The organism is Streptomyces sp. NPDC052721 (assembly GCF_040678315.1).
Lineage (GTDB): Bacteria > Actinomycetota > Actinomycetes > Streptomycetales > Streptomycetaceae > Streptomyces.
In genome coordinates this window covers 337,122-362,603 of sequence record NZ_JBFATL010000002.1, presented here as the reverse complement: position 1 = coordinate 362,603, position 25,482 = coordinate 337,122, and the positions used below count along the sequence as shown (strand labels likewise).

Sequence of the window (25,482 nt, the reverse complement as noted above, 5' to 3'; positions counted from 1 at the left end):
GTCGTACGACCTCGGGGGCACCCTTTCCTGTCAGCGGGTCAGCCGGTGTTGCGCAGGCCCGCCGCCACGCCGTTGACGGTGAGGAGCAGGGCGCGGGAGAGCAGCGGGTCGGGGTCGGTGCCGGCCGCGGCGGCCTCTCGCTGCCGCTTGAGCAGGGCGACCTGGAGGTAGGAGATGGGGTCCAGGTAGGCGTCGCGGATGGCGAAGGTCTGCTTGAGGACCGGCTGGGCGTCCAGGAGTTCCTGCTCGCCGGTGATCCGCAGGACTTCGCGGACGGTCAGCTCGTGTTCGGCCTTGATGGTGTCGAAGACGTGCTTGAGTTCGTCGGGGACGAGGGTGTCGACGTAGTGCTGGGCGATCCGCAGGTCCGTCTTGGCGAGGGTCATCTCGACGTTGGAGATGAAGTTGCGGAAGAAGTGCCACTGCTGGTGCATCTCGTCGAGCACGGTGTCGAGGCCGGCCTCGCGCAGGGCCTTGAGGCCGGAGCCGACGCCGAACCAGCCGGGGACGATCTGCCGGGACTGGGTCCAGCCGAACACCCAGGGGATGGCGCGCAGGCCGTCGAGCGAGACGCCGGAGCCGGGGCGGCGCGAGGGCCGGGAGCCCAGGTGCAGGTCGGCGAGCTGGTCCACCGGCGTCGACGCCAGGAAGTACGTCGGCAGGTCCGGGTCCTCGACCAGGCGGCGGTAGGCGGCGTGCGCGGCGTCGGAGACGACGTCCATGGCCGCGTCCCAGCGGGCGAGGGCCTCGTCGGACTGGCGGGGGGCGGTGTGCAGGGCGGAGGCCTGCAGTGTCGCGGCCACCGTCAGTTCCAGGTTCTCCCGGGCGAGGGAGGGGATGAGGTACTTGTCGGAGATGACCTCGCCCTGCTCGGTGACCTTGATCTCGCCCTCCAGGGTGCCCCAGGGCTGGGCGAGGATGGCGTCGTGGGAGGGGCCGCCGCCGCGGCCGACGGTGCCGCCGCGGCCGTGGAAGAGGCGCAGGCGTACGCCGTAGCGGTGGGCGACGTCGCGCAGCCGGCGCTGGGCGCGGTGGATCTCCCACTGGCTGGTGGTGATGCCGCCGAACTTGGAGGAGTCGGAGTAGCCGAGCATGACCTCCTGGACGTCGCCGCGCAGCGCGACCAGGCGCCGGTAGGACGGGTCGGAGAGCATGTCCTCCAGGATGGTGTCGGCGGCCTTCAGCTCGTCGGTGGTCTCCAGGAGGGGGACGATGCCGATCTTGGCCCAGCCGGCGTGCAGGTCGAGCAGTCCGGCCTCGCGGGCGAGGACGGCGGCGGCGAAGACGTCGTCGGCGCCCTGGCACATGGAGATGATGTAGGACTCGATGACCTCGGGGCCGAAGACCTCCAGGGCGCGCTTGACGGTCTCGAAGACGCCGAGGGTCTTCTGTCCGGCGGCGTCGACGGGGGCCGGGGTGGGGGCGAGCGGCCTTCTGGAGCGCAGTTCCTTGGCGAGGAGCTTGGCGCGGTACTCGCGGGGCATGTCGGCGTAGCACCAGGACTCCTCGCCGAGCCGGTCGAAGAGCTGGCCGAGGGCGTGGTGGTGGGCGTCGGCGTGTTCGCGGACGTCCATGGTGGCGAGCTGGAGGCCGAAGGCGGCCAGGGTGCGGATGGTGCGGGCGAGGCGGCCGTCGGCGAACAGGCCGCCGCGGTGCTCGCGCAGGGAGGCCTGGATGATCCGCAGGTCCTTCAGCAGCTCGCCGGTGCCGAGGTAGTCGCGGCCTTCCTCGTGCGGGGTGCCCTTGGCGAGGCGCTGCTTGGTGTTCTCCAGCTTCTGCCGGATGCAGGTGGCCTTGAGCCGGTAGGGCTCCTCGGCGTTGAGGCGCTTGTAGCGGGGGCTGATCTCGGGGAGCAGTTCCAGGTCGGTCTTGAGGGAGTCGAGCAGCTCTTCGGTGGCGCCGGTGTAGCGGATGGAGTTGGAGAGCAGGCCGCGCAGTTCGTCGATCGTCTCCAGGGCGTCGTTGATGCCGTGTTCGTGCTGGAGGATGAGGACGTCCCAGGTGACCTGGGGGGTGACGTTGGGGTTGCCGTCGCGGTCGCCGCCGATCCAGGTGCCGAAGGTGAGGGGGCGGGTGTCGTCGGGGAGCTTGACGCCGACGCGTTCCAGTTCGGCGGTCAGGTCCTCCAGGACGTCTCCGACGGCGTCGGCGTGCAGCTCGTCCAGGTAGTAGATCGCGTTGCGGGCCTCGTCGGCGGGTTCGGGGCGTACGACGCGCAGTTCGTCGGTCTGCCAGACGAGGTCGATGTTCTCGGCGAGGCGGACGTCGTGGCGGCGGCGGTCGGTGTCGAGGACGGGGGTGTCCAGGAGCGCGGCGATGCGCCGGAGCTTGTTGAGGACGGACCGGCGTGCGGCCTCGGTGGGGTGCGCGGTGAAGACCGGGCGGACGTTGAGGTTCTGGACGGTCTGCCTCAGGTGCTCGGGGTCGGCGTCCTTGAGCCGGTCGGCGGTGCGGGCGAGCAGGCCGCCCTCGGCGGCGCGCCGGGCGCGCAGTTCGCGGCCGCGGTGCACCTGTTCGGTGATGTTGGCGAGGTGGAAGTAGGTGGAGAAGGCGCGGACCAGCTTGGCCGCGGTCTCCAGTTCGGTGCCGCGCAGCAGCTCGGCGGCGGCGTCACCGTCTTCGCGGGTGAGGCGGCGGACCTTCTCGACCAGTTCGAGGAGCTCGGGGCCTTCCTGCCGGACGAGGGTCTCCCCCAGGAGATCACCCAGCCGGCGGATGTCGGCGCGCAGCTCGCTGCTGGTCGTGGTGGTCTGGTCGTCGGCACTGCTCACAGGTGCGGCTCCTTGCAGTGTTGAAGCTCGTCTGGGAGGGAACCCGACCGGCTGTCACACACGGCGGGTGCCGCATACGGGCCGGAGGGTCCGGGAAGGAAACTTCAGCGGACCGCGCTGTCCGACCGAGTCCAAGGATAGGTGGCCATGTGGACGCGCTGGCTCTGGGGCTCTTGCCGCCGCGCGACACGCTGCCATACTTACGACGCCGTAGGTTACGGAACCGTAGGGAAGTACCGTCGACTCCCGTACGGTCACCGCGGCCCGGCATCTGCCTCGACCATCGACCCCACAGGGGACGCGCATGACCTCAAGTTCCGATGTGATCGAAGAAGCCCGTAAGGCCACCGACACACCCCCTCCCTCCGCCACGCTGGGCGGCGAGCAGAAGCGTTCGATCGAGCAGATCACGCTGCTCCTGTTCATCACCGTGCCGTTCCTGGCACTGGTGGCGGCCGTGCCGCTGGCCTGGGGCTGGGGGGTGAGCTGGCTCGATGTGGGCCTGCTGGTCTTCTTCTACTTCCTGGGGTGCCACGGCATCACGATCGGTTTCCACCGGTACTTCACGCACGGTTCGTTCAAGGCGAAGCGGCCGCTGCGGATCGCGTTGGCGATCATGGGTTCGCTGGCGGTCGAAGGCCCGCTGGTGCGCTGGGTGGCCGATCACCGCAAGCATCACAAGTTCTCCGACGCGGAGGGCGATCCGCACTCTCCGTGGCGGTTCGGCGAGACGGTTCCGGCGCTGATGAAGGGCCTGTGGTGGGCGCACATCGGCTGGATGTTCGACGAGGAGCAGACCCCGCAGGACAAGTACGCGCCGGATCTGATCAAGGACCCGGCGATGCGGGCGATCTCGCGCCAGTTCGTCCTGTGGACGGCCGTGTCCCTGGGGCTGCCGCCCCTGATCGGCGGTCTGGCGACGATGTCCTGGTGGGGCGCGTTCACCGCGTTCTTCTGGGGGTCGCTCGTCCGGGTGGCGCTGCTGCACCATGTGACCTGGTCGATCAACTCGATCTGCCACGCGGTCGGCAAGCGGCCGTTCAAGTCGCGCGACCGTTCGGGCAACGTGTGGTGGCTGGCGGTGCTGTCCTGCGGGGAGTCCTGGCACAACCTGCACCACGCCGACCCGACCTCGGCGCGGCACGGTGTGATGCGCGGGCAGGTCGACTCCTCGGCCCGCTTCATCCGCTGGTTCGAGCTGCTCGGCTGGGCGTACGACGTGCGCTGGCCGTCACGCTCGCGTATCGATTCACGCCGTGACACCGGGGAAGGCGGCTCCCGGCGCGGGAGGGAGACGGCCGAGGCGGCATGATTGACGCCGTGGCGACCGACTCCAGCAGCACCTCAGGCAACGACAAGCAGCGGCGGGCCCGCCGGACGCGTATGACCGGTGCCGAGCGCCGCCAGCAGCTGCTGGAGATCGGTCGCACCCTCTTCGCCGCCAAGGGTTTCGAGGGCACGTCGGTGGAGGAGATCGCGGCGAAGGCCGGGGTGTCCAAGCCGGTGGTGTACGAGCACTTCGGCGGCAAGGAGGGGCTGTACGCGGTGGTCGTGGACCGCGAGATGCGGCGGCTGCTGGACATGGTCACCAGCTCGCTGACGGCCGGCCACCCGCGTGAGCTGTGCGAGCAGGCCGCGTTCGCCCTCCTGGACTACATCGAGGAGTACACGGACGGTTTCCGCATCCTGGTCCGCGACTCCCCCATCCCCCAGTCCACGGGCTCCTTCGCGTCCCTCATCTCGGACATCGCCACCCAGGTGGAGGACATCCTGGGCCGCGAGTTCAAGTCGCGCGGCTTCGATCCCAAGCTCGCCCCTCTCTACGCCCAGGCGCTGGTCGGCATGGTCGCGCTGACCGGCCAGTGGTGGCTGGACGTGCGCCGTCCGAAGAAGGCGGAGGTGGCGGCCCATCTGGTGAACCTGGCGTGGCACGGCCTGGACGGCCTGGAGCAGAAGCCGCGTCTGATCGGGCACCGCAAGAGCTGAGCGCCCGTCGTCCCAGGTGACGGGCGCGCCGAGCGCGGTGAGGCGGGCCGCGCGGGCTTCGATGTCCCGTGCCGCAGCCCGGGGTGGGCCTTCTTCGCGGGCCGGAAGCCGTGCTGGATCCCCGGGTGGAGCGGGCCGGGGGCGACGAGGGTGCTCAGGCCTCCTTCACGGCCACCGCGAACAGCCTCCGGAACGGCAGGACCGTGCCGTACGGTGCGCTCGGGTAGGCCTCGCGCAGCAGGTCCCGGTACGCGGTGAGGAAGGCGTCCCGTTCCTCGGGGTCGTCGGCGAGAGCGGTCAGGGCGGGCCGCAGGCCGGTGCCCTTCACCCAGTCGAGGACGGGGTCCTCGCCCTGGAGGACGTGGAAGTACGTCGTCTCCCACACGTCGGCCGCGCAGCCGAGGCGGGTGAGGCGGTCGAGGTAGGTGCCGGGGGTGTGCACGGAGTCCGTGCGGCGCAGGACGTCGGCGAGGCGGTGCCGCCAGCGGGGCGTGCCGGCGAGGTCGCGCATCAGGGCGTGCAGGGGGGCGTCGATGTTGTGGGGGACCTGGAAGGCGAGGGTGCCGCCGGGTGGGAGGGCGGCGATCCAGTCGGCGAAGCGGTCGGCGTGGCCCGGCACCCACTGGAGGGTGGCGTTGGAGACGATCAGGTCGTACGGCTCCGTGGGTGTCCAGGTCCGCACGTCGGCGTGGGCGAAGTCGAGCCGGCCGCCCCCGGCCGTGGGTCCCGCGTGGTCGACGTGGGCCTTGTCGAGCATCTCGGGCGAGTTGTCGTAGCCGGTGATGCGGGCGGTGGGCCAGCGCTCGGCGAGCAGGGCGGTGACGTTGCCGGGGCCGCAGCCGAGGTCGGCGATGCGGGGCGCGTCGCCGGGCAGGCCCGGGATCCGGGCGAGGAGGTCGGCGAAGGGGCGGGCCCGGTGACCCGCGTGGCGGAGGTACTGGGCGGGGTCCCAGCTGGGCGTCGTCATGCCCCCACTGTCCCCGCCAACTTCTCTCGATGTCAAGAGACTCGACATCAAGAGACTTCACGTCGACACAACCACTACACTGATCTCCATGGAGGACGAGGTCGATCGGCTGGTCGCAGCGTGGCGCCGGGAGCGTCCGGACCTCGACGTGGAGCCGCTGGAAGTGCTCAGCCGGGTGAGCCGACTCGCCCGGCACCTCGACCGCGCCCGCCGGCTCGCCTTCGCCGAGCACCAGCTGGAGCCCTGGGAGTTCGACGTGCTGACCGCGCTGCGACGCGCGGGCACGCCGTACCAGCTCTCCCCCGGCCAGCTGCTCACGCAGACCCTGGTCACCTCGGGCACGATGACCAACCGCATCGACCGGCTGGCGAAGAAGGGCCTGGTCGAGCGGCTGCCCGACCCCAGCGACCGGCGGGGCGTGCTGGTCCGGCTGACCGACACCGGCCGCGACCGCGCGGACCAGGCGCTGGCGGGCCTGCTGGAGCAGGAGCGGGCGATCCTCGCCGAACTGTCCCGCGCCCAGCGCGCCGAACTGGCCGGCCTGCTACGCCAGCTGACCGCCCCGTTCGACAACATCCCCGGTTAGGTCCACCGGCCCCACCCCGGCCCGCCGGGCCAGCGCGACGGCGGCCAGCGTGGAGTGGACGCCCAGCTTGCCGAGGACGTTCTGCATATGGGTGCGGACGGTGTGCGGGGAGAGGAACAGCCGCTCGGCGACGGCCTTGCGGCCGAGTCCGGCGACCATGCAGCGCAGCACCTCCCGCTCGCGCGGGGTGAGGGACTCCACCAGCCGCTCGCTCTCGGTGCGGTGCTTGCGCGCCGCCGTCAGCTCCTTCAGCACGCCGGTGAGCAGCGCGGGCGGCAGATGCGTCTCGTCGCGCAGCACGCCCCGGATCACCGTCAGCAGCCGGGACAGCGAGCAGTCCTTGGCGACCCAGCCGGACGCCCCGGCCTGGAGCGCGAGGGCCGCGCGGCGCGGGTCGTCCTTCTCGGCGAGGACGACGATCCGTACGGCGGGGTGGGCGGCCCGGACCCCGGTGACGAGCGAGATCCCGTCGACCAGGCCCTCCTCGTCGCCCTCCTGCACCGGCACGGCCGGGCGGGCGCCGGGCAGCCGGCCGCCCAGGTCGGCGTCGACCAGGAGGACGTCGTAGCGCCGGCCCTCGCCGGCCGCGCGCTCCAGGCAGCGCAGCGCGGCCGGGCCGCTGCCGGCGGCGGAGACGTCGACGTCGGGCTCGGCGGCCAGGGCGGCGGCGAGCGACTCGGCGAAGATGCGGTGGTCGTCCACGACCAGGACTCGGATGCGAACCACGTAACCCCCTTCCCCAGGCTCCGCGTGGAGCAGGGGATACCCAAGGTCCGGAAAGCTCCGGAATTGGCCGGTCCGGAAATACCCGGAAAGGATCCGGAGAACGACGACCGGCGCGGGTACGACACCCGCGGACAGAGGACGCGCGCCGCACGGCCGCCGCCGTTGCGGACACTGCTACCCCCACCGCGGGCGCCGTACCCGCCTGTCTCGCCCCCTGAGCGGCACCGGCCCCCACCGGTGCTGCTCCACAGAGTACGGATGGGAGCACGCAGCGGAAGACGAATTGCAGAACTGGCCGTCCGGCGCGTTTATGGTGTGCCGCATGTTTCGTATTGAGGCGGAAGTCGACAAAGACCGACGTGATCTGCTCCGCGCGCGGCTGCGGGAGACCAACACGGCGGCGTCCCCGGTCCTCGCCGCGCTGCGCGGCACGCCCGGCGAACGCGACACGCCCCTCCACGTCTGGGCGCTGGACACCGCCGGCGGCCTGGCGGGCGGCCTGGTCGGCCACACCTGGACGACCTGGCTGCACGTCACCTACCTGTGGGTGGACGCCGTACACCGCGGCGCGGGTCTCGGCACCCGCCTGCTGGCGGAGGCGGAACGCATCGCCGCGACCGATCGCGGCTGCACGGCGTCCCGCCTGGAGACCTGGGACTTCCAGGCCCCGGAGTTCTACCGGAAACAGGGCTACGAGGTGGTCGGCGTGATCCCCGGCTACCCGCCGGGGATCACGGAGTACACCCTCACGAAGAGGCTGGGCTGACGGGTACTCAGACCAGCCGCCGGGCCCCCGCCGACGGGACCGCCTCGAAGACCCGTGGGGCCTTGAAGCCCCCTGCCGCGAAGGCCTCTTCGACCGCCTTGGTCAGGGTGTCCACGTCGGCCGCCTCCGCCAGGACGATCGCCGAACCGCCGAAGCCGCCGCCCGTCATGCGGGCGCCCAGGGCGCCGGCGGCGAGGGCCGTGTCGACGACCAGGTCCAGCTCCGGGCAGGAGATGCGGAAGTCGTCGCGCAGGGAGGCGTGGCCCTCGGTGAGGACCGGGCCGATGGCGCGGGTGTCGCCGGCGCGCAGGAGGGCGACGGTGCGTTCGACCCGTTCGTCCTCCGTGACCACGTGGCGGACCAGGTGGATGACCTCCTCCTCGTCGCCGAGGCGGGCGAGGGCCGCGTCCAGGCCGTCGTAGGGGATGTCCCGCAGGGCGTCGACGCCGAGGAGGGCCGCGCCCTTCTCGCAGCCGGCCCGGCGCTTGCCGTACTCGCCGCCGCTGTGGGCGTGCTTGACCTGGGTGTCGACCACCAGCAGGCGCAGGCCCTCGGCCACGAGGTCGAAGGGGATCTGCTGCTGGGACAGGTCCCGGGTGTCCAGGAAGAGCGCGTGGCCCTGCTCGCAGCAGGCCGACGCCGTCTGGTCCATGATCCCGGTCGGCGCGCCGACGTAGACGTTCTCGGCGCGCTGGCACAGGCGGGCCAGCCGCCAGCGCTGCAGGCCGAGGTCGTACAGGTCGTTCAGCGCCAGGGCGATCACGACCTCCAGCGCGGCCGACGAGGACAGGCCCGCGCCCGTCGGGACCGTCGAGGACAGGTGGATGTCGGCGCCGGTCACCTCGTGCCCCGCCTCGCGCAGGGCCCAGACCACGCCCGCCGGGTACGCCGTCCACTCCGGGTCGGTCTGAGGGGCGAGGGCGTCCAGCCGCAGCTCCACGACCCCGCCCTCGACGTCCTCCGAGTGCAGGCGCAGGACGCCGTCGTCGCGGCGGGAGACCGCGGCGACCGCCTGGTGCGGCAGCGCGAACGGCATGACGAAGCCGTCGTTGTAGTCGGTGTGCTCACCGATCAGGTTGACCCGGCCGGGCGCCGCCCACACGCCCTCCGGTCCGGCCCCGTACAGCTCGGCGAAGCGCTCCGCGACCTGCTGTGCGCCCACTAGTGCTCCCTTGTGATGCTCTGCGCGAACTCCCACGCGTCCGCGACGATGCCCGCGAGATCCGCGCGGGTCGGGTTCCAGCCCAGTTTCTCGCGGGCGGTGTCCGCGGAGGCGACCAGGACCGCCGGGTCGCCGCCCCGGCGCGGGGCCACCACCTCGGGGATCGGGCGGCCGGTGACCTCGCGGACGGTCTCGATGACCTGGCGGACGGAGAAGCCGTTGCCGTTGCCGAGGTTGCAGATCAGGTGCTCGCCCGGGGTGGCGGCCCGGACGGCCAGCAGGTGGGCCTCGGCCAGGTCGGCGACGTGGATGTAGTCGCGGACGCAGGTGCCGTCGGGGGTCGGGTAGTCGTCGCCGTAGACGGAGATCGCGTCGCGGCGGCCCTGGGCGACCTGGAGGACCAGCGGGATGAGGTGCGACTCCGGGTCGTGCCGCTCCCCGTACGCGCCGTACGCGCCGGCCACGTTGAAGTAGCGCAGGGAGACCGCCGCCAGGCCGTGCGCGTGCGCCTCGCCGGTGATCATGTGGTCGACGGCGAGCTTGGAGGCGCCGTAGGGGCTGGTGGGCCGCGTCGGGGCGGTCTCCGGGATCGGGGTCCGCTCCGGCTCGCCGTAGGTGGCGGCGGTGGAGGAGAAGACCAGCTTGCGGACGCCGGCCTCGCGCATCGCGGCGAGCAGGGCCATGCTGCCGCCGACGTTGTTGTCCCAGTACTTCTCCGGCTTCACCACCGACTCGCCGACCTGCGAGAACGCGGCGAAGTGCAGCACGCCGTCGAAGGAGGGGTCGAGCCACTTGGCGGCGTCGCGGATGTCGCCCTCGATGAAGGCCGCGCCGGCCGGGACGCCCGCGCGGAAGCCGGTGGAGAGGTTGTCGAGGACGGTGACCTCGTGGCCGGCCTCCAGCAGGTGCTGCGCCACGACACTGCCGACGTATCCCGCGCCACCCGTCACCAGGTACTTCATGAACTCGCTACCTCTCGCAGTCGCTCGGCCGCGCGCTCCGGCGGCACGTCGTTGATGAACACGCTCATGCCGGACTCGGAACCCGCGAGGAACTTCAGCTTGCCGGAAGTACGGCGGATGGTGAAAAGCTCGAGGTGGAGCGCGAAGTCGTCGCGCGTGACACCGTCGAACTCCTCCAGCGCGCCGAACGGGGCCTGGTGCCAGCCCGCGATGTACGGCGTCGGAGGCTCACCCTCGCCGAAGATCCGGTCGAAACGCCTCAAGAGTTCCAGATAGACCTGGGGGAATTCTGTGCGCGCCGCCTCGTCCAGGGCCAGCAGATCGGGCACGCGGCGCTTCGGGTACAGGTGGACCTCGTACGGCCAGTGCGCCGCGTACGGCACGAAGGCCGCCCAGTGTTCACCCTCAAGGACGACCCGCTCGCCGGCGAGTTCCCGCTCCAGGACGGCGTCGAACAGGTTCTCCCCGCCGGTGGCCTCCTTGTGGGCGGCGAGCGAGCGGAGCATCAGCGCGGTGCGCGGGGTGGTGAAGGGGTAGGCGTAGATCTGTCCGTGCGGGTGGCCGAGGGTCACACCGATCTCGGCACCGCGGTTCTCGAAACAGAACACCTGCTCGACGGAGGGCAGATGCGACAGCTCCGACGTGCGGTCCGTCCACGCGTCCAGCACCAGTCGCGCCTGCTCGACGCTCAGGTCCGCGAAGGAGGCGTCGTGGTCGGAGGTGAAGCACACGACCTCGCAGCGGCCGGAGTCGCCGGCGAGGGAGGGGAACCGGTTCTCGAAGACGACGACGTCGTACGAGGAGTCCGGGATCTCGCTGAGCCGGTCGCCGCGGGTGGGGCACAGGGGGCACTCGTCGGCCGGCGGGTGGTAGGTGCGGCCCTGGCGGTGCGAGGCCACGGCGACCGAGTCGCCGAGCAGCGGGTCGCGGCGGATCTCGGACGTGGTGACCGTACGGTCCAGCGGGCGCCGGTCGACCGCGTCGCGCACGGTGTCGTCCCGCAGGTCGTAGTAGATCAGCTCACGACCGTCGGCCAGCCGGGTCGAGGTCTTCTTCACGCCGGACTCCTTGTTCGGGCCCTACGGGTGTGTCCGCACCCAATCACTCAACACAAACAAACATAACAGACCACAACTCCACAACACCTCGGTCGATCACAATCAAACAAAGAACACCAGCTGGAGTGTTCAAATATCGAACACGGCGGCGTAGGTTCCGCTCTGGATCAGTTCGCGCAACGAAGCGAGTTCTCATGCAAACCCCCACATACGCCCCCACCTATCTGGCGGCGGAGCTACGGCTCCCCACCAACTGGCTGGACTACACGATCCTGGCGATCTACTTCGTCGTCGTCCTGGGCATCGGCTTCGCGGCCCGCCGCTCGGTCAAGACGAGCCTCGACTTCTTCCTCTCCGGACGCTCGTTGCCCGCCTGGATCACCGGCCTCGCCTTCATCTCGGCGAACCTGGCGGCCACCGAGATCCTCGGCATGGCCGCGAACAGTGCCCAGTACGGCGCCTACACCGTCCACTGGTACTGGATCGGCGCCATCCCCGCCATGGTCTTCCTCGGCCTGGTGATGATGCCCTTCTACTACGGCAGCAAGGTCCGCTCGGTCCCCGAGTTCCTGCTGCTGCGCTTCGACCGGGGCGCCCACCTGCTCAGCTCCATCCTGTTCGCGTTCGCCGCCATCCTGATCGCGGGCGTCAACCTCTACGCCCTGGCGATCGTCGTCGAGGCCCTGCTCGGCTGGCCGCAGTGGGTCGCCATCGTCGTCGCCGGCGCGTTCGTCCTCGCGTACATCACCCTGGGCGGCCTGTCCTCGGCGATCTACAACGAGGTCCTCCAGTTCTTCGTGATCCTGGCCGCGCTCATCCCGATCACGATCCTCGGCCTGAAGAAGGTCGGCGGCTGGGGCGGCCTGACCGACAAGCTCACCGCCGCCCACGGCGCCGACTTCACCACCGCCTGGGGCGGCACCGGCATCGGGCACGCCAACCCGCTCGGCGCCAACTGGCTGACCATCGTCCTCGGCCTCGGCTTCGTCCTCTCCTTCGGCTACTGGACCACCAACTTCGCCGAGGTGCAGCGCGCCCTGTCCGCGAAGAACCTCTCGGCGGGTCAGCGCACGCCGCTCATCGCGGCCTACCCCAAGATCTTCATCGTCTTCCTGGTGATGATCCCGGGCCTGGTCGCCGCCGCGATCGTCCCGAAGTTCGGCACCTCGGGCTCCGGCTACCAGTACAACGACGCCATCCCCTTCCTGATGCAGGAGCTGCTGCCCAACGGCGTGCTCGGCATCGCCGTCACCGGTCTGCTGGCCGCCTTCATGGCGGGCATGGCGGCGAACGTGTCGTCCTTCAACACGGTGTTCACCAACGACATCTGGGCGAAGTACGTGGTGCGGGGGCGCGAGGACGGCTACTACGTCCGCTTCGGCCGGCTGATCACCGCGATCGGCGTCTGCGCCTCCGTCGGTACGGCGTTCCTGGCGTCCTCGTTCTCCAACATCATGAGCTACCTGCAGACGCTGTTCTCCTTCTTCAACGTGCCGATGTTCGTCGTCTTCATCGTCGGCATGTTCTGGAAGCGGGCGTCCGCGAAGTCCGGCTTCTGGGGCCTGCTCGCCGGCACCGTGACCGCGATGGTCAACTACTTCGTCCTCTACAAGAAGGACATCATCTCCATCCCCTCCGACCAGGGCGCCAACTTCGTCTCCGCCATCGCCGGCTTCGTCGCCGGCGCGGTGGTGATGGTCGCGGTGTCCCTGTTCACCAAGCCGAAGCCGGTGGAGGAGCTGCAGGGCCTGGTCTACGGCACCCGCTCCCCCGGCATGTCCGAACCGCCCGCCGAAGGCGACGACGCGTGGTACCGCAAGCCGGCCCTGCTGGGCTGGGGCGCGGTCGTGCTGGCCGCCGCCTGCTACATCCCGTTCTCGTTCTGACGCGGGAGGATCGAGGAACCATGACCGAGCATCCTGAGCACCCCGAGAAGGCTCGTCGTCCGCTGCACTACACCGAGCAGGACGTCCTGCGGGAGGTCTCCGAGCTGGAGACCAAGTCGGCGACCGCGGCACGCATCTTCGACCTGCGACGCATCATCGGCGGACTCTTCGTGGTCTACGGCGTCATCGTCACGATCACCGGGATCACCGACTCGCAGGCCGCGATCGACAAGGCCGAGGGCGTGAACATCAACCTGTGGACCGGGATCGGCATGCTGCTCCTGGGCATCTTCTTCCTGGCCTGGCTGAAGCTGCGGCCCACTCCGCCGGCTCCTTTGGAGGGTTCGCCGGAAGAGCGGGCCGGCGAGTAGCGCCGTTTCCGACTGCGGGCGCGCGGGGGCTGGTTGCGCAGTTCCCCGCGCCCCTTCGGGGCGCACCAGCACCGGCGCCTAGTCGGCGGACGCGCCCCGCAAGGGGCCCGCGCGGTCCAGCAGGCCTGTGCGGGCGGCCAGGGCCGCCGCCTCCAGCCTGGACCCCACCCCCAGCTTCATCAGCACCCGTTGGACATGCGTACGCGCCGTGCTCGGTGCGATGCCCATCCCCGCCGCGATCCGCCGCGTGTCCTCGCCGTCGGCGACCCGCACCAGCACCTCGACCTCCCGCGGCGTCAGCATCTCCAGCAGCCGCTGGGCCTCGTCATCGGGTTGCGCGGCCGGATTCAGCAGTTCGCCGAAGGCCCCCTGGAGCAGTTGCGGAGCCACCGCCGCCTCACCGGCCCGGGCCTTCATGATGGCCCGCTCGACGCCCTCGATCCGCTCGTCGTGCCGCACGTACCCCGACGCCCCCGCGGCGAAGGCCGCCGCGATCCCGCGCGGTGACGGCACCGGCCCCAGCACCAGCACCGCCACCTGCGGACGCTCCCGCTTGATCTTGACCACCGGGTCGAAGATCCCCGGCTCGGCCGGTGCCGCCGTACCCAGCAGGCACACCTCGGGCGCCCGCGCGATCACGAGGTCCGCCGCGCCCGCGGCCGGCGCCGCGGCGGCGAGCACCCGGTGCCCGCGCAGCTTGAGCGCGGACGCCAGCGCCTCCGCGAGCAGCCGATGGTCGTCCACGACCATGAGCCGCACTCCCATAGAGCAACCCCCCAGTCCCCCCGGCAACCCCGCCCTTCATGCCCCCGGAAGCTACACGCTTGTTCGACGTCGCGCTGCCCCTCTTCATGAGAAGTGCCCCGGATCGATGAAATCCGGGGCACTTCTCGGCAAGTCACTCATTCGGGTGAGGCCTGCGGATCAGCCGTCCGTGCCGAACGCCATCACGAGGTACTCCTTGCTGTACGACGACATGTCCCGCTCCTTGGCGAAGACGGCGGACATGTACAGCCGGCCCTTGCCGAAGCGGAGTTCCGCGTACTCCGGCAGCAGGTTGACCTCGGAGTCCCGCACGTTCTTCGTGGCGGGGTTCTCCAGCAGCTTGGTCACCTTGAACGAGCCGCCGTCGATGCTGACGACCTGGCCGCCCTTGTTGTAGGGCGGCGCGTTGTAGGCGAGCAGGTTGCCGCCGTCCATGCGCAGCGGGGAGAGCGTGTAGCCGTCGCCGGCCTCGGCGCGCTGGCCGGTCGGCTTGCCGGTCTTCAGGTCGAAGGCGACGATCTCGTTGGTCCGGGTGTACTCGCCCTTGCCGTCGTGCGCCTCGGTCATCAGGTACAGCCTGCCGTTGCCCGCGACGATCTGCCGGCAGTCCTCGATGCGGGTGGTGCCGTCGCAGCGGCCCCCGTAGGTGTCGCCGGGTGCCGGGATGCGGGCGAGCAGCTTGCCGGTCCTGTCGTCGATGGAGAAGTAGTCCGAGACACCGCTGCCGTCGCCCGCGCTCTGGCCGACGTCGGCCGCGACCACCAGCGGGTCGGTGGAGACGACGGAGGCGTACGCGACACCGTCCGGCATCTTGTACTCGGAGATCACCTTGCCGCTGACCGGGTCGATGGTCTGGATGTTCAGCTGCGGGTCGTCGTACTCGCCGCACTTGCGCACCGCGACCAGCCTGGTGCCGCCGCCGTACCCCTCGTCGTAGCAGGTGTCGTCCGGCTTCGGCTGCCACAGCGTCTTGCCGGACTCGATGTCGAACGCGGCGCCGCCGTCGGACCCGCCGACGGCGACGGTGTGCTGAGCGACCGTCACATTGGAGAACGTGACCGGGTAGTCACCGGACTTGACCGACTTCGTCCACAGCTTCTTCCCCGCGGTGAGGTCGATCGCGGCGACCTGGCTGCATCCCGCGGAGGAGCCCTTCTCCGGCATCCTCGGCTGGAAGGCGATCGCCGTCCGGCCGTGGTCGTCGACGTGCTTGCCGGCCGCGCAGACCGGGCCGGGCAGCTTGATCGTCCACAGCTCGGTGCCCTTCGCCGGGTCGTAGCCGACGATCTTCGCGATGCCGCTCTTGGCGTACACCGTGTCCGTCAGCCACGAGCCCGCGGTGCTGACCGTGTCGTCCGCCTTGGGCAGCGGCACCCCGAAGAGCAGCCGGGAGGCCGGGTCGGCGGGCACCTTCTCCTTGCCGCCACCGCCGGTCGTACCCCCGGAGCCCTTGTCGTTCGAGCCGCCGGAAGACGCCGTGTCGTGGTGCTTGCCGTCGTCCCCGGAGGACTTGGCGTACCAGATGCCGCCGCCGACGATCAGCGCGATGGCGACGACCGCCGCGACGACGATGAACAGCACGGTGTTGTTCCGCCCGCCGCCGCCCGCCCCCGGCTGGGGCGCCATCGGCACGGTCGGCGGCTGTCCCTGGCCCGGATAGCCGTAGCCCGGTTGCATGCCCTGCACCGGCTGCGTGGGCTGGGCGTAGGGGTTGTGCGGCTGGGCGCCGTAGCCGAGGGGCTGCGGGGCGGTGGGGGCGGGGGGCTGTTGCGCGTACGGGTTGTGCTGCGCGCCGGGGTAGCCGTAACCGGGCTGCGGCGGCTGCGAGGGCTGCGGGGGCGGGACCGGCGGATAGCCGTAGCCCGGCTGCGGGGGCTGCGCCGGCGGCTGGTTCGGGGGTGGCGGGGGCGGCTGTGTCATGGCGCGGGTACCTCGGTGACGCTGGGAAGGCCGTACGGCGCAGGGGACTCGGGAAGGACGGACCGCGGCCGGCACGGGGGCCGGCCGGGGCGGTGCGCCGGGCTCAGTTGCCGAAGGCCATCATGAGCTTCTCCTTCGAGTCGTCGTCGCCGGACAGCCGGCCCGAGGAGATGAAGAACCGCCCGTCGGTCCAGTCGACGACCCCGTCGTAGAAGGTGTCCTCGACCTCGGCGGCGCCCTGCGGGTTCTGCAGGAGCCTGGTCGTCCTGTGGGAGGAGCCGGTGACCGGCACCGACACCACCTGGCCGCCCGCGTCGTACGACGGCTGCACATACGCGATGAGCTTGCCGCCCTCGACCTTCACCGGTGCCATCGGCTGGTCCACCGGGGACTTGACCCGCCACTTCGCCTTGCCGTCGGACAGGCTGATGGCGACGATCTCGTTGGCGCTGACGGTGGAGTCGGTGGGCAGGTAGAGCGTGTCGGCGTCGACCGCGACGCCCTGGCAGCCCTGCAACTCGCGTTCGAGGACGGCCCAGCCGCAGCGGGGGGCGAACTTCTCGTTCACCTTCACCTCGGAGCGGAACTTGCCGTCCTTGGTGAACGTGGAGATGTTCCAGGTCTTCTTGTCCCGGTTGGTCAGGTAGACCACGAGCGGGTCGACCGAGTAGGTCCGGGTCACCTCCCAGCCCTTCTTGACCGTCTGGGTCCAGCGCACCTTGCCGGTCGCCGGGTCGAGTTCCTGGATCTCCTCGTGCTCCTTGGCGGTGCCGGCGCCGCAGGAGGCCACCTGGATCAGCCGGCCGGTGCCGCCCGCGAAGGCGGCCGGGAAGCAGGCCGCGCCGTACTTCTTCTTGTCGTACAGCTTCTTGCCGCTGTCGATGTCGTACGCCGTGCCCGACTGCGAACGGCCCACCATCAACGTCCTGCCGCTGACCGTCAGTTCGACGGTGAGCGCGCTGTCGAACAGCCCGCCGTCGGCGACCTCGGTGCTCCAGCCCTTCGCGCCGGTGCGCAGGTCGAGCTGCTGGAGCTGGTTGCACTTGGCGCGGTCGCCGCCGCCGCTCATGTACGCCACGACGATCTTGTCGTCGGCCGACTTCCGCGGGGTGACCGCGCAGATCTTCTGCGGGAGGGCGAGCGGCGCCCAGGCGGTGCCGCCGTCACCGGTGCGGAAGGCGAAGACCTGCTTGTAGGCCGCCTTCACCGCCGTGTCGCCGGTGATCCACATGCCGGGCGCGTCGGCGCCGGAGGCCGGGGCGTCCGGCGCCGGCTTGTACCAGAGCACCTTCGCCTCGCCGGGCCGGCGGTCCTTGTTGAGGTTCTCGGGGTCCTCGCCGCCGCCGGACGTGGTCGGCGAGGCGGTGGCGGAGTTCCTGGAGTCGTCGCTCTGCTGGGCGACCGGCTTCTTCTTGCCGCCGCTGTCGCTGCCGGTGACCGCGAACACCGTGCCGCCGATGACGAGCAGCGCGGCCACCGCGGACCCGATGATCAGCGCGGTCTTCTTCCGGGAGGCCGGCTTTCCGCCGAAGGGCCCGCCGGGCGCGGCGCCGGGCATGCCCGGGTACGGCGGCTGCTGCGGGTGGCCGTAGCCGGGCTGCGGGGCGCCGTACGGGCCGGGCTGCTGCGGGTAGCCGTAGGGACCGGGGGCGGAGCCGTACAGGCCCGGCTGCTGGGGCTGCTGCGGATAGCCGTAGCCCGGCGGGGGCTGCGGGGGCTGCTGCGGAGGACCGGCGGGCGGCTGGGGCGCACCGAAACCGCCCTGCGCCGGCGGGTTCTGGGGGGCGGCACCGAAACCGCCCTGTGCCGGCGGCGTCTGCGGGGCCGGGCCGAAACCGCCGGCCTGCGCAGGCTGGTCCTGTGGAGGCCGGGCGCCGGGCGGCTCGTCCTGCGGTGGTCCGAATCCGCCGTGCGGCGGCTGGTTGGGCGGCTGGGTCATCAGCGCTCTTCCCCCTCGTTCACTGATTTTTAGCCACGCCCTGAGGTTCGTGACGGACTCAAGGTCGTTCTCAGACAGTTCTCAGACGGCTCTTTCTATCACCCGGTACAGACAGCACACGGGGCCGTGCCTTCCCCTGTTCCCAAGGGACGACCGGCCCGTGATGCCGCCGTGACGCGCCTTCACGCCCCCTTCACCCGGAGCACGCGCCCCTTCCGCGAGCGGGCGTCAGGGATCAGGCGTCCTCCGCCAGTTCCAGCCAGCGCAGCTCCAGTTCCTCGCGTTCACCGGCGAGTTCCCGCAACTGGGCGTCGAGTTCGGCGACCTTCGCGAAGTCGGTGGCGTTGTCGGCGATCTGGGCGTGCAGCCTGGACTCCTTCTCGGAGATCCGGTCCAACTGCCGCTCGATCTTCTGGAGTTCCTTCTTCGCGGCACGCTGGTCGGCGGCGCTCTTCTCCTGCGTGACCGGCTTGGGCGCCGCGGCGGCGGCCTGCGTGGCGACCGCCTCCTCCATCCGCTGCCGCCGCTCCAGGTACTCGTCGATGCCGCGCGGCAGCATCCGCAGCGTGCCGTCGCCGAGGAGGGCGAACACCCGGTCCGTCGTCCGCTCCACGAAGAACCGGTCGTGGGAGATGACGATCATCGAGCCGGGCCAGCCGTCGAGGACGTCCTCCAGCTGGGTGAGGGTCTCGATGTCGAGGTCGTTGGTGGGCTCGTCCAGGAAGAGGACGTTGGGCTCGTCCATCAGGAGCCGCAGCAGCTGGAGCCGCCGCCGCTCACCACCGGAGAGGTCCCCGACCGGCGTCCACTGCTTCTCCTTGGTGAAGCCGAACGTCTCGCACAGCTGCCCGGCCGTCATCTCGCGCCCCTTGCCGAGGTCGACGCGCTCCCGGACCCGCTGCACGGCCTCCAGCACCCGCCAGGCCGGGTCGAGTTCGGCGACCTCCTGGGAGAGATAGGCGAGCTTGACGGTCCGGCCGACGGCGATCCGGCCGCCCGCCGGCTGCTCCTCGCCCCCACTGCGGGCCGCGGCCGCCATGGCGCGCAGCAGCGAGGTCTTCCCGGCGCCGTTGACCCCGACGAGACCGATCCGGTCACCCGGGCCGAGCTGCCAGGTGATGTGCTTGAGCAGCACCTTCGGCCCGGCCTGCACGGTGACGTCCTCCAGGTCGAAGACGGTCTTGCCGAGCCGGGAGGAGGCGAACTTCATCAGCTCGCTGCTGTCCCGGGGCGGCGGCACGTCCGCGATCAGCTCGTTGGCGGCCTCCACGCGGAAGCGCGGCTTGGAGGTCCGGGCGGGGGCGCCCCGCCGCAGCCACGCCAGCTCCTTGCGGATCAGGTTCTGCCGCTTGGTCTCCTCGGTCGCCGCGATCCGCTCGCGCTCGGCACGGGCGAAGACGTAGTCCGAGTAGCCGCCCTCGTACTCGTACACGTCACCGCGCTGCACGTCCCACATGCGCGTGCACACCTGGTCCAGGAACCACCGGTCGTGCGTCACGCACACCAGCGCCGAGCGCCGGTTCTGCAGATGCCGGGCGAGCCAGGCGATGCCCTCGACGTCGAGGTGGTTGGTGGGCTCGTCCAGGACGAGCAGGTCCTGCTCCTCGATGAGCAGCTTGGCGAGCGCGATACGGCGCCGCTCGCCGCCGGACAGCGGACCGATGACGGTGTCCAGCCCCTTCGGGAAGCCCGGCAGGTCCAGCCCGCCGAACAGCCCGGTCAGTACGTCCCTGACCTTGGCGTTCCCGGCCCACTCGTGGTCCGCCATGTCACCGATGACCTCGTGCCGCACGGTGGCCTCGGGGTCGAGGGAATCGTGCTGGGTGAGCACGCCGATCCGCAGTCCGCCGGAGTGCGTGACGCGTCCGGTGTCGGCCTCCTCCAGCTTGGCGAGCATCCGGATGAGGGTGGTCTTGCCGTCGCCGTTGCGTCCGACGACTCCGATCCGGTCCGCTTCCTGCACACCGAGCGAGACACCGTCCAGCAGGGCACGGGTGCCGTACACCTTGCTGACGTTCTCGACATTGACCAGGTTGACGGCCATTTCACTCCTGTGCGCGGGGCTGTTTCGACGTGCGGCTCCGCCGCGTGGGTCAGCCTTCTAGCGTAGGGCCTGCGGGGGTGGGGGCGGGGCGCGAGGGGGTTGTCACTCTTTGTGATGACGTGATCGGGAAAGGGCCGCTACGGTGGGAAGGCAGGCCGCAGGATCCCGTCCATGGGAGGAACCATGACTGCCGAGCCGATCTCCGAGGCCGCTGCGCCCGACGACGAGCCGACCTCGCGGTGGCCGGTGCCTCCGGCGGACGGCTGGACCGTGGACGACCTGTTCACCCTGCCCGGCCTCCCGCCGCACACCGAGTTGATCGACGGGAGCCTGGTCTTCGTGAGCCCGCAGCGGGATTTCCACAGCATTGTCATCGACCTGCTGGTGAGTGGCCTCCGCCGTACAGTGCCTACGAATTTCAAGGTCCGCCGCGAGATGACCGTCGTCATCGACCGCAAGAACGGGCCCGAGCCGGACGTCTCCGTGCTCCGCTCTGAGGCGGTAGCCAGCCGCAGCCAGACGTCGTTCCCGGCCGCCGATGTCGTCCTCGCCGTGGAGGTGGTCTCGCCGGATTCGGAGTCACGCGACCGTGACACCAAGCCGCGCAAGTACGCCGCCGCGGGGATCGACCACTTCTGGCTCGTGGAGATGGTGGGAGAGGAGGAGCGGCCGGTCGTCTACGTGTACGAGCGTGATCCGCTGACCAAGAGCTACACGGTCACCGGAATCCATCACGACCGGCTGAAGGTCTCCGTCCCGTTCGACATCGACATCGACCTGACGGAGATCGACTCCCTCTGAGGTGTCCAGCCGTCAGAGCACCGTCGCCCCCGCCACCGGCCCCGCCGCCACCCGCACCGCCCTGCACGTCCCCGACGCCCGCAGGGCCTCGGCCACCTTCTCCGCCGCGTCGGCATCCCGCGCGAGGAAGGCCGTGGTCGGGCCCGACCCGGAGACCAGCGTGGCCAGCGCACCGCCCCCGCGTCCCGCCTCCAGCGTCTGCGCCAGCTCCGGGAACAGCGACAGCGCCGCGGGCTGAAGGTCGTTCGAGACGGCGGCGGCCAGCGCGTCCGCGTCCCCCTTCGCCAGCGCCTCCAGCAGCTCCGCCGACGCCACCGGCTCCGGGATCTCCCGCCCCTCGGCCAGCCGGTCGAACTCGCGGAAGACCGCCGGCGTCGACAGCCCCCGCCCGGCCATCGCGAACACCCAGTGGAAGGTGCCGCCTACCTCCAGGGCCGTGAGCCGCTCGCCGCGCCCGACCCCTAGCGCCGCCCCGCCCACCAGGCTGAACGGCACGTCGCTGCCCAGCTCGGCGCAGATGGCGAGGAGTTCCGCCCGCGACGCACCCGTACCCCACAGCCGGTCGCAGGCGAGCAGCGCGCCCGCGCCGTCCGCGCTGCCGCCCGCCATGCCACCGGCGACGGGGATGTCCTTGGCGATGTGGAGGTGGACCTTCGGTTCGATGCCCCTTCGCCCGGCGAGGGCGATGGCGGCCCGCGCGGCGAGGTTGGTGTCGTCGAGGGGCACCTGTCCGGCGTCCGGGCCCTCGCAGGTGATCCGGAGTTCGTCGGCGGGGGTCACCGTCACCTCGTCGTACAGGCCGACCGCGAGGAAGACGTTGGCCAGGTCGTGGAACCCGTCGGGGCGGGCGGCGCCCACCGCGAGCTGCACGTTGACCTTGGCGGGGACACGGACCGTGACGCTCACTTGCCGCTCTCCTGGTTCCGGGGTGCGCGGGCCGCCCCCCGCGATGACGCGGCCTCCGCGATCCGTGCGAACTCCTCGACGGTCAGCGACTCGCCGCGCGCCTGCGGCGAGACCCCGGCCGCGACCAGGGCCGCCTCGGCCGCCGCCGCGGACCCGGCCCAGCCGGCGAGCGCGGCCCGCAGGGTCTTGCGGCGCTGCGCGAAGGCCGCGTCGACGACGGCGAAGACCTCGGCCTTGGAGGCGGTGGTCTTGATCGGCTCGGCCCGCCGCACCAGGGACACCAGTCCGCTGTCGACGTTCGGCGCGGGCCAGAAGACGTTGCGCCCGATGGCCCCGGCCCGCTTCACGTCGGCGTACCAGTTGGCCTTCACGGACGGCACGCCGTACACCTTGTTGCCGGGCGCGGCGGCGAGCCGGTCGGCGACCTCGGCCTGCACCATCACCAGCGTCCGCTCGATGCTCGGGAAGGTGTCGAGCATGTGCAGCAGCACGGGGACGGCGACGTTGTACGGCAGGTTGGCCACCAGGGCCGTCGGCGCCGGGCCGGGCAGCTCGGTGACGTGCATCGCGTCGGAGTGGACCAGCGCGAAGCGGTCGGCGCGGTCCGGCATGCGCGCGGCGATGGTCGCGGGGAGGGCGGCGGCGAGTACGTCGTCGATCTCCACGGCGGTGACGCGGTCGGCGGTCTCCAGCAGCGCGAGGGTGAGCGAGCCGAGCCCCGGGCCGACCTCGACGACCACGTCGTCGGGGCGGACCTCGGCGGTACGGACGATACGGCGGACCGTGTTGGCGTCGATCACGAAGTTCTGGCCGCGCTGCTTGGTGGGACGGACACCGAGCGCTGCCGCGAGCTCGCGGATGTCGGCGGGGCCGAGGAGGGAGTCGGGGGTGGGGCTGCTCACGGGACAAGGGTACGGGGGTGCGGGTGCCGGGTTCGCCAGGCGCCCGCGGCCGAGGACTCGGCCCGGGTGCCCCTAGCCCCGCAACCTCGCCCCGCAGTGCGGCCAGGGGCTCGTCCCCCGCCGGATGTACAGCTTCTTCGCCCGGTACGTCTGTTCCTCCGCCGAGGCGTCCTGGGGGCGGCCCTTGCCGCCGAGGCCGTGCCAGGTGCGGGTGTCGAACTGGTACAGCCCGCCGTACGTCCCCGAGGGGTCGACCGCGTCGGGCCGGCCGCCGGACTCGCAGGCGGCGAGTGCTCCCCAGTTCAGGTGGTCGGCGTCCCGTACGGAAGGCGGCCGGGGCTTGGTACCCACCTTGATCACCTGTGTGCGCGGCTCGCGCACCACCTCCGACTTCTCGCGGCGCGGCTTCTGCCGCACCCCGTTGACGGTGCGCACGGAGTAGGTGGTCCGGCGCAGTCCTGGCTGCCCGGGCCGCGCGATGACCTCGGTGCCCTGGAAGAGCGTGGGATCCGCGGTCCGCTCGACCGCGGAAGGGATCTGCTCCTCGTGGGTCTCCCGGGTGCTGCTCACCCGGAGCACGGTCACCGTCTGCCCGTCGCGCGGGAAACTGTCCAGCGGGACGGAGGTGGTGTCCTGGCCGCGCAGGGTGATCCCGGCCTCCTCCACCGCTTCCCGGACGGTGGCCGCGTTGGTGCGGACGGTGCGGGTCCGGCCGTCCGCCAGGACCGTGACCGCGCGTTCGGTGCGCACGTCGAGCGCGAGCCCGGTGCGCCCGATGCGCTGGGAGCGCGAGGTCGACAGGTACGCGCCCTCGGCGCGCACCCCCAGCTCGTCCAGCGCGCCGTCCACCGTGTGCGCCGTCGTCCACACCTCGCGCCGCCGGCCGTCCAGGGTGAGCCGTACCGGGCGCCCGTACCGCACCGCGACCGCGTCGCCGCTGGCGAGCGCCGTGCCGGGGGCGGGCGCGATCATGTCGTGCGTCCCCACGCGTACGCCTTCCTCGGCGAGCAGCTCGCTCACGTCGTCGGCGAACGTGTGCAGGCTGCGCTGCCTGCCGTCGACGCTCAGCTCGACCGCCTTGTCGTTGGCGACGAAGGCGGTGGTGCCGCCGGCCAGGAAGGCCACGACCAGCGCCTGCGGCAGCAGGCGGCGCACGGTGGAGTCCGGGCGCTCGCCGTAGCGCGTCTTGCGCCGGCGCGCGGCCCGCCCGCCGGCCCCGTCGGCCTCCTCGGCCTCGGGAGCCGACGTCTGCGGACGCACCGTCCCGGGCGCGCTCGCCGTCCGCCGGGGCAGCGGCGGCGCCGGCTCGGTGACGAAGTACGCCTCGGCCTCGTAGGCGGGCCGGTAGGTGTCCTCAGGGATGCCGTACGGCAGCGTCTCCGCGGTGTGGACGGAGGCGTCACGGCCGTAGGGGTCGTACGTCTCGTACTGCGACGTGCTCACGCCGACACGCTCCAGGGGCCAGGGGTCCGGATCGGGCCCCCAGAACCTAGCGGAGCGTCGGTCACTCTCCAAAGCGACTCGACTACGGACTGTCGCGCTCGAACGGGCGGTTCAGTACACCCGACGGACGGTCAGTATCCGAAGGCGCGGGCCGTGTTGGCGGCGAGAGCCGTCGCCAGCGCGTCCTCGTCGATCCCGCGCACGGCCGCCATCGCGCGGACCGTGACCGGAACGAGATACGGGGCGTTGGGCCGTCCGCGGTACGGCGCCGGGGTGAGGAAGGGCGCGTCGGTCTCCACGAGGACCAGGTCCAGCGGGGCGACGGCGAGGGCGTCCCGCAGGTTCTGGGCGTTCTTGAAGGTGACGTTGCCGGCGAAGGACATGAAGTAGCCCTCGCGGGCGCAGATCCGGGCCATCTCGGCGTCGCCGGAGTAGCAGTGGAAGACGGTGCGTTCGGGGGCGCCCTCCTCCTTGAGGACCCTCAGGACGTCGGCGTGGGCGTCGCGGTCGTGGATGACGAGCGCCTTGCCGTGCCGCTTGGCGATCTCGATGTGGGCGCGGAAGGACCGCTCCTGGGCGGCCTTGCCCTCGGGGCCGGTGCGGAAGTGGTCCAGGCCCGTCTCGCCGACGCCCTTCACCTGCGGCAGCCCGGCCAGCCGGTCGATCTCGGCGAGGGCCTCGTCCAGCGCCGCGTCGCCGCCGGGCTCCCGGGCGCCCTGCCTCGACCACCCGTCCGGGTCGCCGTGGACGATGCGCGGGGCCTCGTTGGGGTGGAGGGCGACGGTGGCGTGGACGTTCTCGTACGCCGCCGCGGTCTCGGCGGCCCATTGCGAGCCCTTGAGGTCGCAGCCGACCTGGACGACCGTCGTGACGCCCACCGACGCGGCTTTCGCCAGGCCCTCCTCGATCGTGCCGGACTGCATGTCCAGGTGGGTGTGGGAGTCGGCGACGGGCACCGCCAAGGGCTGGGGCAGCGGCGGTGCCGCGTTCTTGTCGGCGTCCTTGGTGCTCTGACCGGCGTTCGAAGGCATGCTCCGATCCTACGGAAGGGGCACGCCTTCGACGGCCGGCGATCCGCTCAGCCCGCCTTGCGCTGGAACGGGTGCAGGAGATCGGACAGGTGCCAGTGGTGCGGCGCCCTGGCCGGTACGGCCCGCGCGGTCTGCGCGGGCACCTGCGGCGACTCGACCGGGCCCGCCGGCGGCACGCGGTGGTGCTGCCGCTCCGCCGGGCCGCGCACCGCGGAGACCTGGCCCGCGCGCATGATCCGCACGACCTGGCCGTCGCAGTTCTGGCAGGACGGCCGGCTCAGCGGCGACGGCACGACCTGGCCGTCGGCCACGTACAGCACGAACTCCTCCCCCTGCGCGTTCGTGTGGTGCTCTATCTCGTACGACTGCTCCCAGCCGTGCCCGCAGCGCATGCAGGCGAACGAGTACGACTCGTGAACGACGGCTGTGGCTGTGGCACGGAGGCCGGTCCGCCCTGCTATGTCACTCATGCCAGCTCCCTGTCGGACGG

The 25,482-nt window shown here is 71.4% G+C and carries 22 protein-coding genes; 7 read left to right on the top strand and 15 right to left on the bottom strand.

Features of this window, described 5'->3' with window-relative positions; translation table 11 throughout:
• Positions 1 to 38: 38 nt before the first annotated feature.
• Positions 39 to 2,771 carry a phosphoenolpyruvate carboxylase gene (ppc, locus tag AB0L21_RS03680; RefSeq protein ID WP_365703313.1) on the bottom strand — a complete coding sequence of 911 codons (2,733 nt, stop codon included), beginning with the start codon at positions 2,769 to 2,771 and terminating at the stop codon, positions 39 to 41.
• A 304-nt stretch (positions 2,772 to 3,075) separates the two neighbouring features.
• Between ppc and AB0L21_RS03675 the strand changes: the two genes are divergently transcribed.
• Both AB0L21_RS03675 and AB0L21_RS03670 read left to right on the top strand, forming a co-directional pair.
• Positions 3,076 to 4,083: a fatty acid desaturase gene (locus AB0L21_RS03675; RefSeq protein WP_365703315.1), complete on the top strand. Its 1,008-nt coding sequence runs from the start codon at positions 3,076 to 3,078 to the stop codon at positions 4,081 to 4,083.
• Positions 4,080 to 4,757: a TetR/AcrR family transcriptional regulator gene (locus AB0L21_RS03670; protein WP_365703317.1), complete on the top strand. Its 678-nt coding sequence runs from the start codon at positions 4,080 to 4,082 to the stop codon at positions 4,755 to 4,757. The genes AB0L21_RS03675 and AB0L21_RS03670 overlap by 4 nt, the downstream gene beginning before the upstream one ends.
• Before the next feature lie 154 nt (positions 4,758 to 4,911).
• On the opposite strand, the gene AB0L21_RS03665 is transcribed toward AB0L21_RS03670, so the two are convergent.
• Positions 4,912 to 5,724, bottom strand: a complete 813-nt coding sequence (locus AB0L21_RS03665; RefSeq protein ID WP_365782002.1) for a trans-aconitate 2-methyltransferase — start codon at positions 5,722 to 5,724, stop codon at positions 4,912 to 4,914.
• 88 nt (positions 5,725 to 5,812) lie between these two features.
• Here AB0L21_RS03665 and tamR point away from each other — a divergent pair, with 88 nt between their 5' ends.
• Positions 5,813 to 6,310 carry a MarR family transcriptional regulator TamR gene (tamR, locus tag AB0L21_RS03660; RefSeq protein WP_069780386.1) on the top strand — a complete coding sequence of 166 codons (498 nt, stop codon included), beginning with the start codon at positions 5,813 to 5,815 and terminating at the stop codon, positions 6,308 to 6,310.
• Here the strand turns inward: tamR and AB0L21_RS03655 are convergent.
• Entirely contained in the window at positions 6,269 to 7,036 is a 768-nt protein-coding gene (locus AB0L21_RS03655) for a response regulator transcription factor (protein ID WP_365703321.1), read from the bottom strand. The genes tamR and AB0L21_RS03655 overlap by 42 nt on opposite strands.
• Positions 7,037 to 7,358: 322 nt before the next feature.
• On the opposite strand from AB0L21_RS03655, the gene AB0L21_RS03650 reads away from it, so the two are divergent.
• Positions 7,359 to 7,802, top strand: a complete 444-nt coding sequence (locus AB0L21_RS03650; RefSeq protein ID WP_365782000.1) for an N-acetyltransferase — start codon at positions 7,359 to 7,361, stop codon at positions 7,800 to 7,802.
• 7 nt (positions 7,803 to 7,809) lie between these two features.
• Here AB0L21_RS03650 and galK read toward each other — a convergent pair whose 3' ends face one another.
• The 3 genes from galK to galT are packed head-to-tail and all read right to left on the bottom strand — an operon-like array spanning position 7,810 to position 10,984.
• Positions 7,810 to 8,964: a galactokinase gene (gene galK, locus AB0L21_RS03645; RefSeq protein WP_365781998.1), complete on the bottom strand. Its 1,155-nt coding sequence runs from the start codon at positions 8,962 to 8,964 to the stop codon at positions 7,810 to 7,812.
• On the bottom strand, positions 8,964 to 9,926 hold the full coding sequence (gene galE, locus AB0L21_RS03640) for a UDP-glucose 4-epimerase GalE (protein ID WP_365781996.1): 963 nt from the start codon (positions 9,924 to 9,926) through the stop codon (positions 8,964 to 8,966). Before galE ends, galK begins: the two co-directional genes overlap by 1 nt.
• Complete coding sequence (galT, locus tag AB0L21_RS03635) at positions 9,923 to 10,984, bottom strand: galactose-1-phosphate uridylyltransferase (RefSeq protein ID WP_365703327.1); 1,062 nt, start codon at positions 10,982 to 10,984, stop codon at positions 9,923 to 9,925. The genes galE and galT overlap by 4 nt, the downstream gene beginning before the upstream one ends.
• A 194-nt stretch (positions 10,985 to 11,178) precedes the next feature.
• Between galT and AB0L21_RS03630 the strand changes: the two genes are divergently transcribed.
• Together AB0L21_RS03630 and AB0L21_RS03625 are read left to right on the top strand one after the other, a co-directional pair.
• Positions 11,179 to 12,870 (top strand): sodium:solute symporter family protein, encoded by a 1,692-nt coding sequence (locus tag AB0L21_RS03630; protein ID WP_365703329.1) that lies wholly within the window; start codon positions 11,179 to 11,181, stop codon positions 12,868 to 12,870.
• Between the two features lie 20 nt (positions 12,871 to 12,890).
• Positions 12,891 to 13,241, top strand: coding sequence for a hypothetical protein (locus AB0L21_RS03625; protein ID WP_365703331.1), 351 nt, complete (start codon positions 12,891 to 12,893; stop codon positions 13,239 to 13,241).
• A 78-nt stretch (positions 13,242 to 13,319) separates the two neighbouring features.
• Here AB0L21_RS03625 and AB0L21_RS03620 read toward each other — a convergent pair whose 3' ends face one another.
• The 4 genes from AB0L21_RS03620 to AB0L21_RS03605 all read right to left on the bottom strand — a co-directional run bounded on the left by AB0L21_RS03620 (position 13,320) and on the right by AB0L21_RS03605 (position 19,909).
• A complete protein-coding gene (locus tag AB0L21_RS03620) occupies positions 13,320 to 14,006 on the bottom strand; it encodes a response regulator transcription factor (RefSeq protein ID WP_365703333.1) in 687 nt (228 codons plus the stop codon).
• 159 nt (positions 14,007 to 14,165) lie between these two features.
• Positions 14,166 to 15,926, bottom strand: a complete 1,761-nt coding sequence (locus tag AB0L21_RS03615) for a PQQ-binding-like beta-propeller repeat protein (protein ID WP_365781994.1) — start codon at positions 15,924 to 15,926, stop codon at positions 14,166 to 14,168.
• 103 nt (positions 15,927 to 16,029) lie between these two features.
• Positions 16,030 to 17,865, bottom strand: coding sequence for a PQQ-binding-like beta-propeller repeat protein (locus AB0L21_RS03610; RefSeq protein WP_365781992.1), 1,836 nt, complete (start codon positions 17,863 to 17,865; stop codon positions 16,030 to 16,032).
• Positions 17,866 to 18,100: 235 nt separating this feature from the next.
• On the bottom strand, positions 18,101 to 19,909 hold the full coding sequence (locus AB0L21_RS03605; protein WP_365781990.1) for an ABC-F family ATP-binding cassette domain-containing protein: 1,809 nt from the start codon (positions 19,907 to 19,909) through the stop codon (positions 18,101 to 18,103).
• 183 nt (positions 19,910 to 20,092) lie between these two features.
• On the opposite strand from AB0L21_RS03605, the gene AB0L21_RS03600 reads away from it, so the two are divergent.
• Complete coding sequence (locus AB0L21_RS03600; RefSeq protein ID WP_365703341.1) at positions 20,093 to 20,710, top strand: Uma2 family endonuclease; 618 nt, start codon at positions 20,093 to 20,095, stop codon at positions 20,708 to 20,710.
• Positions 20,711 to 20,722: 12 nt separating this feature from the next.
• On the opposite strand, the gene AB0L21_RS03595 is transcribed toward AB0L21_RS03600, so the two are convergent.
• The 5 genes from AB0L21_RS03595 to AB0L21_RS03575 all read right to left on the bottom strand — a co-directional run bounded on the left by AB0L21_RS03595 (position 20,723) and on the right by AB0L21_RS03575 (position 25,462).
• Positions 20,723 to 21,616 (bottom strand): 4-(cytidine 5'-diphospho)-2-C-methyl-D-erythritol kinase, encoded by an 894-nt coding sequence (locus AB0L21_RS03595; protein ID WP_365781988.1) that lies wholly within the window; start codon positions 21,614 to 21,616, stop codon positions 20,723 to 20,725.
• Positions 21,613 to 22,518, bottom strand: coding sequence for a 16S rRNA (adenine(1518)-N(6)/adenine(1519)-N(6))-dimethyltransferase RsmA (gene rsmA / locus AB0L21_RS03590; protein ID WP_365781986.1), 906 nt, complete (start codon positions 22,516 to 22,518; stop codon positions 21,613 to 21,615). The genes AB0L21_RS03595 and rsmA overlap by 4 nt, the downstream gene beginning before the upstream one ends.
• Before the next feature lie 72 nt (positions 22,519 to 22,590).
• Positions 22,591 to 23,961: a ubiquitin-like domain-containing protein gene (locus AB0L21_RS03585; protein WP_365702568.1), complete on the bottom strand. Its 1,371-nt coding sequence runs from the start codon at positions 23,959 to 23,961 to the stop codon at positions 22,591 to 22,593.
• Positions 23,962 to 24,092: 131 nt separating this feature from the next.
• Positions 24,093 to 24,992 carry a TatD family hydrolase gene (locus AB0L21_RS03580; RefSeq protein WP_365781984.1) on the bottom strand — a complete coding sequence of 300 codons (900 nt, stop codon included), beginning with the start codon at positions 24,990 to 24,992 and terminating at the stop codon, positions 24,093 to 24,095.
• 47 nt (positions 24,993 to 25,039) lie between these two features.
• Positions 25,040 to 25,462: a hypothetical protein gene (locus tag AB0L21_RS03575; RefSeq protein WP_365702564.1), complete on the bottom strand. Its 423-nt coding sequence runs from the start codon at positions 25,460 to 25,462 to the stop codon at positions 25,040 to 25,042.
• Positions 25,463 to 25,482: the final 20 nt, after the last annotated feature.

What these genes read in the sequence shown, in the direction of transcription:
- AB0L21_RS03610 (WP_365781992.1), bottom strand. Translation starts at nt 17,865, where the DNA reads ATGACCCAGCCGCCCAACCAGCCGCCGCACGGCGGATTCGGACCACCG.
- galE (WP_365781996.1), bottom strand. Translation starts at nt 9,926, where the DNA reads ATGAAGTACCTGGTGACGGGTGGCGCGGGATACGTCGGCAGTGTCGTG.
- AB0L21_RS03625 (WP_365703331.1), top strand. Translation starts at nt 12,891, where the DNA reads ATGACCGAGCATCCTGAGCACCCCGAGAAGGCTCGTCGTCCGCTGCAC.
- AB0L21_RS03665 (WP_365782002.1), bottom strand. Translation starts at nt 5,724, where the DNA reads ATGACGACGCCCAGCTGGGACCCCGCCCAGTACCTCCGCCACGCGGGT.
- AB0L21_RS03575 (WP_365702564.1), bottom strand. Translation starts at nt 25,462, where the DNA reads ATGAGTGACATAGCAGGGCGGACCGGCCTCCGTGCCACAGCCACAGCC.
- AB0L21_RS03580 (WP_365781984.1), bottom strand. Translation starts at nt 24,992, where the DNA reads ATGCCTTCGAACGCCGGTCAGAGCACCAAGGACGCCGACAAGAACGCG.
- AB0L21_RS03605 (WP_365781990.1), bottom strand. Translation starts at nt 19,909, where the DNA reads ATGGCCGTCAACCTGGTCAATGTCGAGAACGTCAGCAAGGTGTACGGC.
- AB0L21_RS03650 (WP_365782000.1), top strand. Translation starts at nt 7,359, where the DNA reads ATGTTTCGTATTGAGGCGGAAGTCGACAAAGACCGACGTGATCTGCTC.
- AB0L21_RS03675 (WP_365703315.1), top strand. Translation starts at nt 3,076, where the DNA reads ATGACCTCAAGTTCCGATGTGATCGAAGAAGCCCGTAAGGCCACCGAC.
- tamR (WP_069780386.1), top strand. Translation starts at nt 5,813, where the DNA reads ATGGAGGACGAGGTCGATCGGCTGGTCGCAGCGTGGCGCCGGGAGCGT.
- AB0L21_RS03670 (WP_365703317.1), top strand. Translation starts at nt 4,080, where the DNA reads ATGATTGACGCCGTGGCGACCGACTCCAGCAGCACCTCAGGCAACGAC.
- AB0L21_RS03630 (WP_365703329.1), top strand. Translation starts at nt 11,179, where the DNA reads ATGCAAACCCCCACATACGCCCCCACCTATCTGGCGGCGGAGCTACGG.
- AB0L21_RS03600 (WP_365703341.1), top strand. Translation starts at nt 20,093, where the DNA reads ATGACTGCCGAGCCGATCTCCGAGGCCGCTGCGCCCGACGACGAGCCG.
- AB0L21_RS03620 (WP_365703333.1), bottom strand. Translation starts at nt 14,006, where the DNA reads ATGGGAGTGCGGCTCATGGTCGTGGACGACCATCGGCTGCTCGCGGAG.
- AB0L21_RS03615 (WP_365781994.1), bottom strand. Translation starts at nt 15,926, where the DNA reads ATGACACAGCCGCCCCCGCCACCCCCGAACCAGCCGCCGGCGCAGCCC.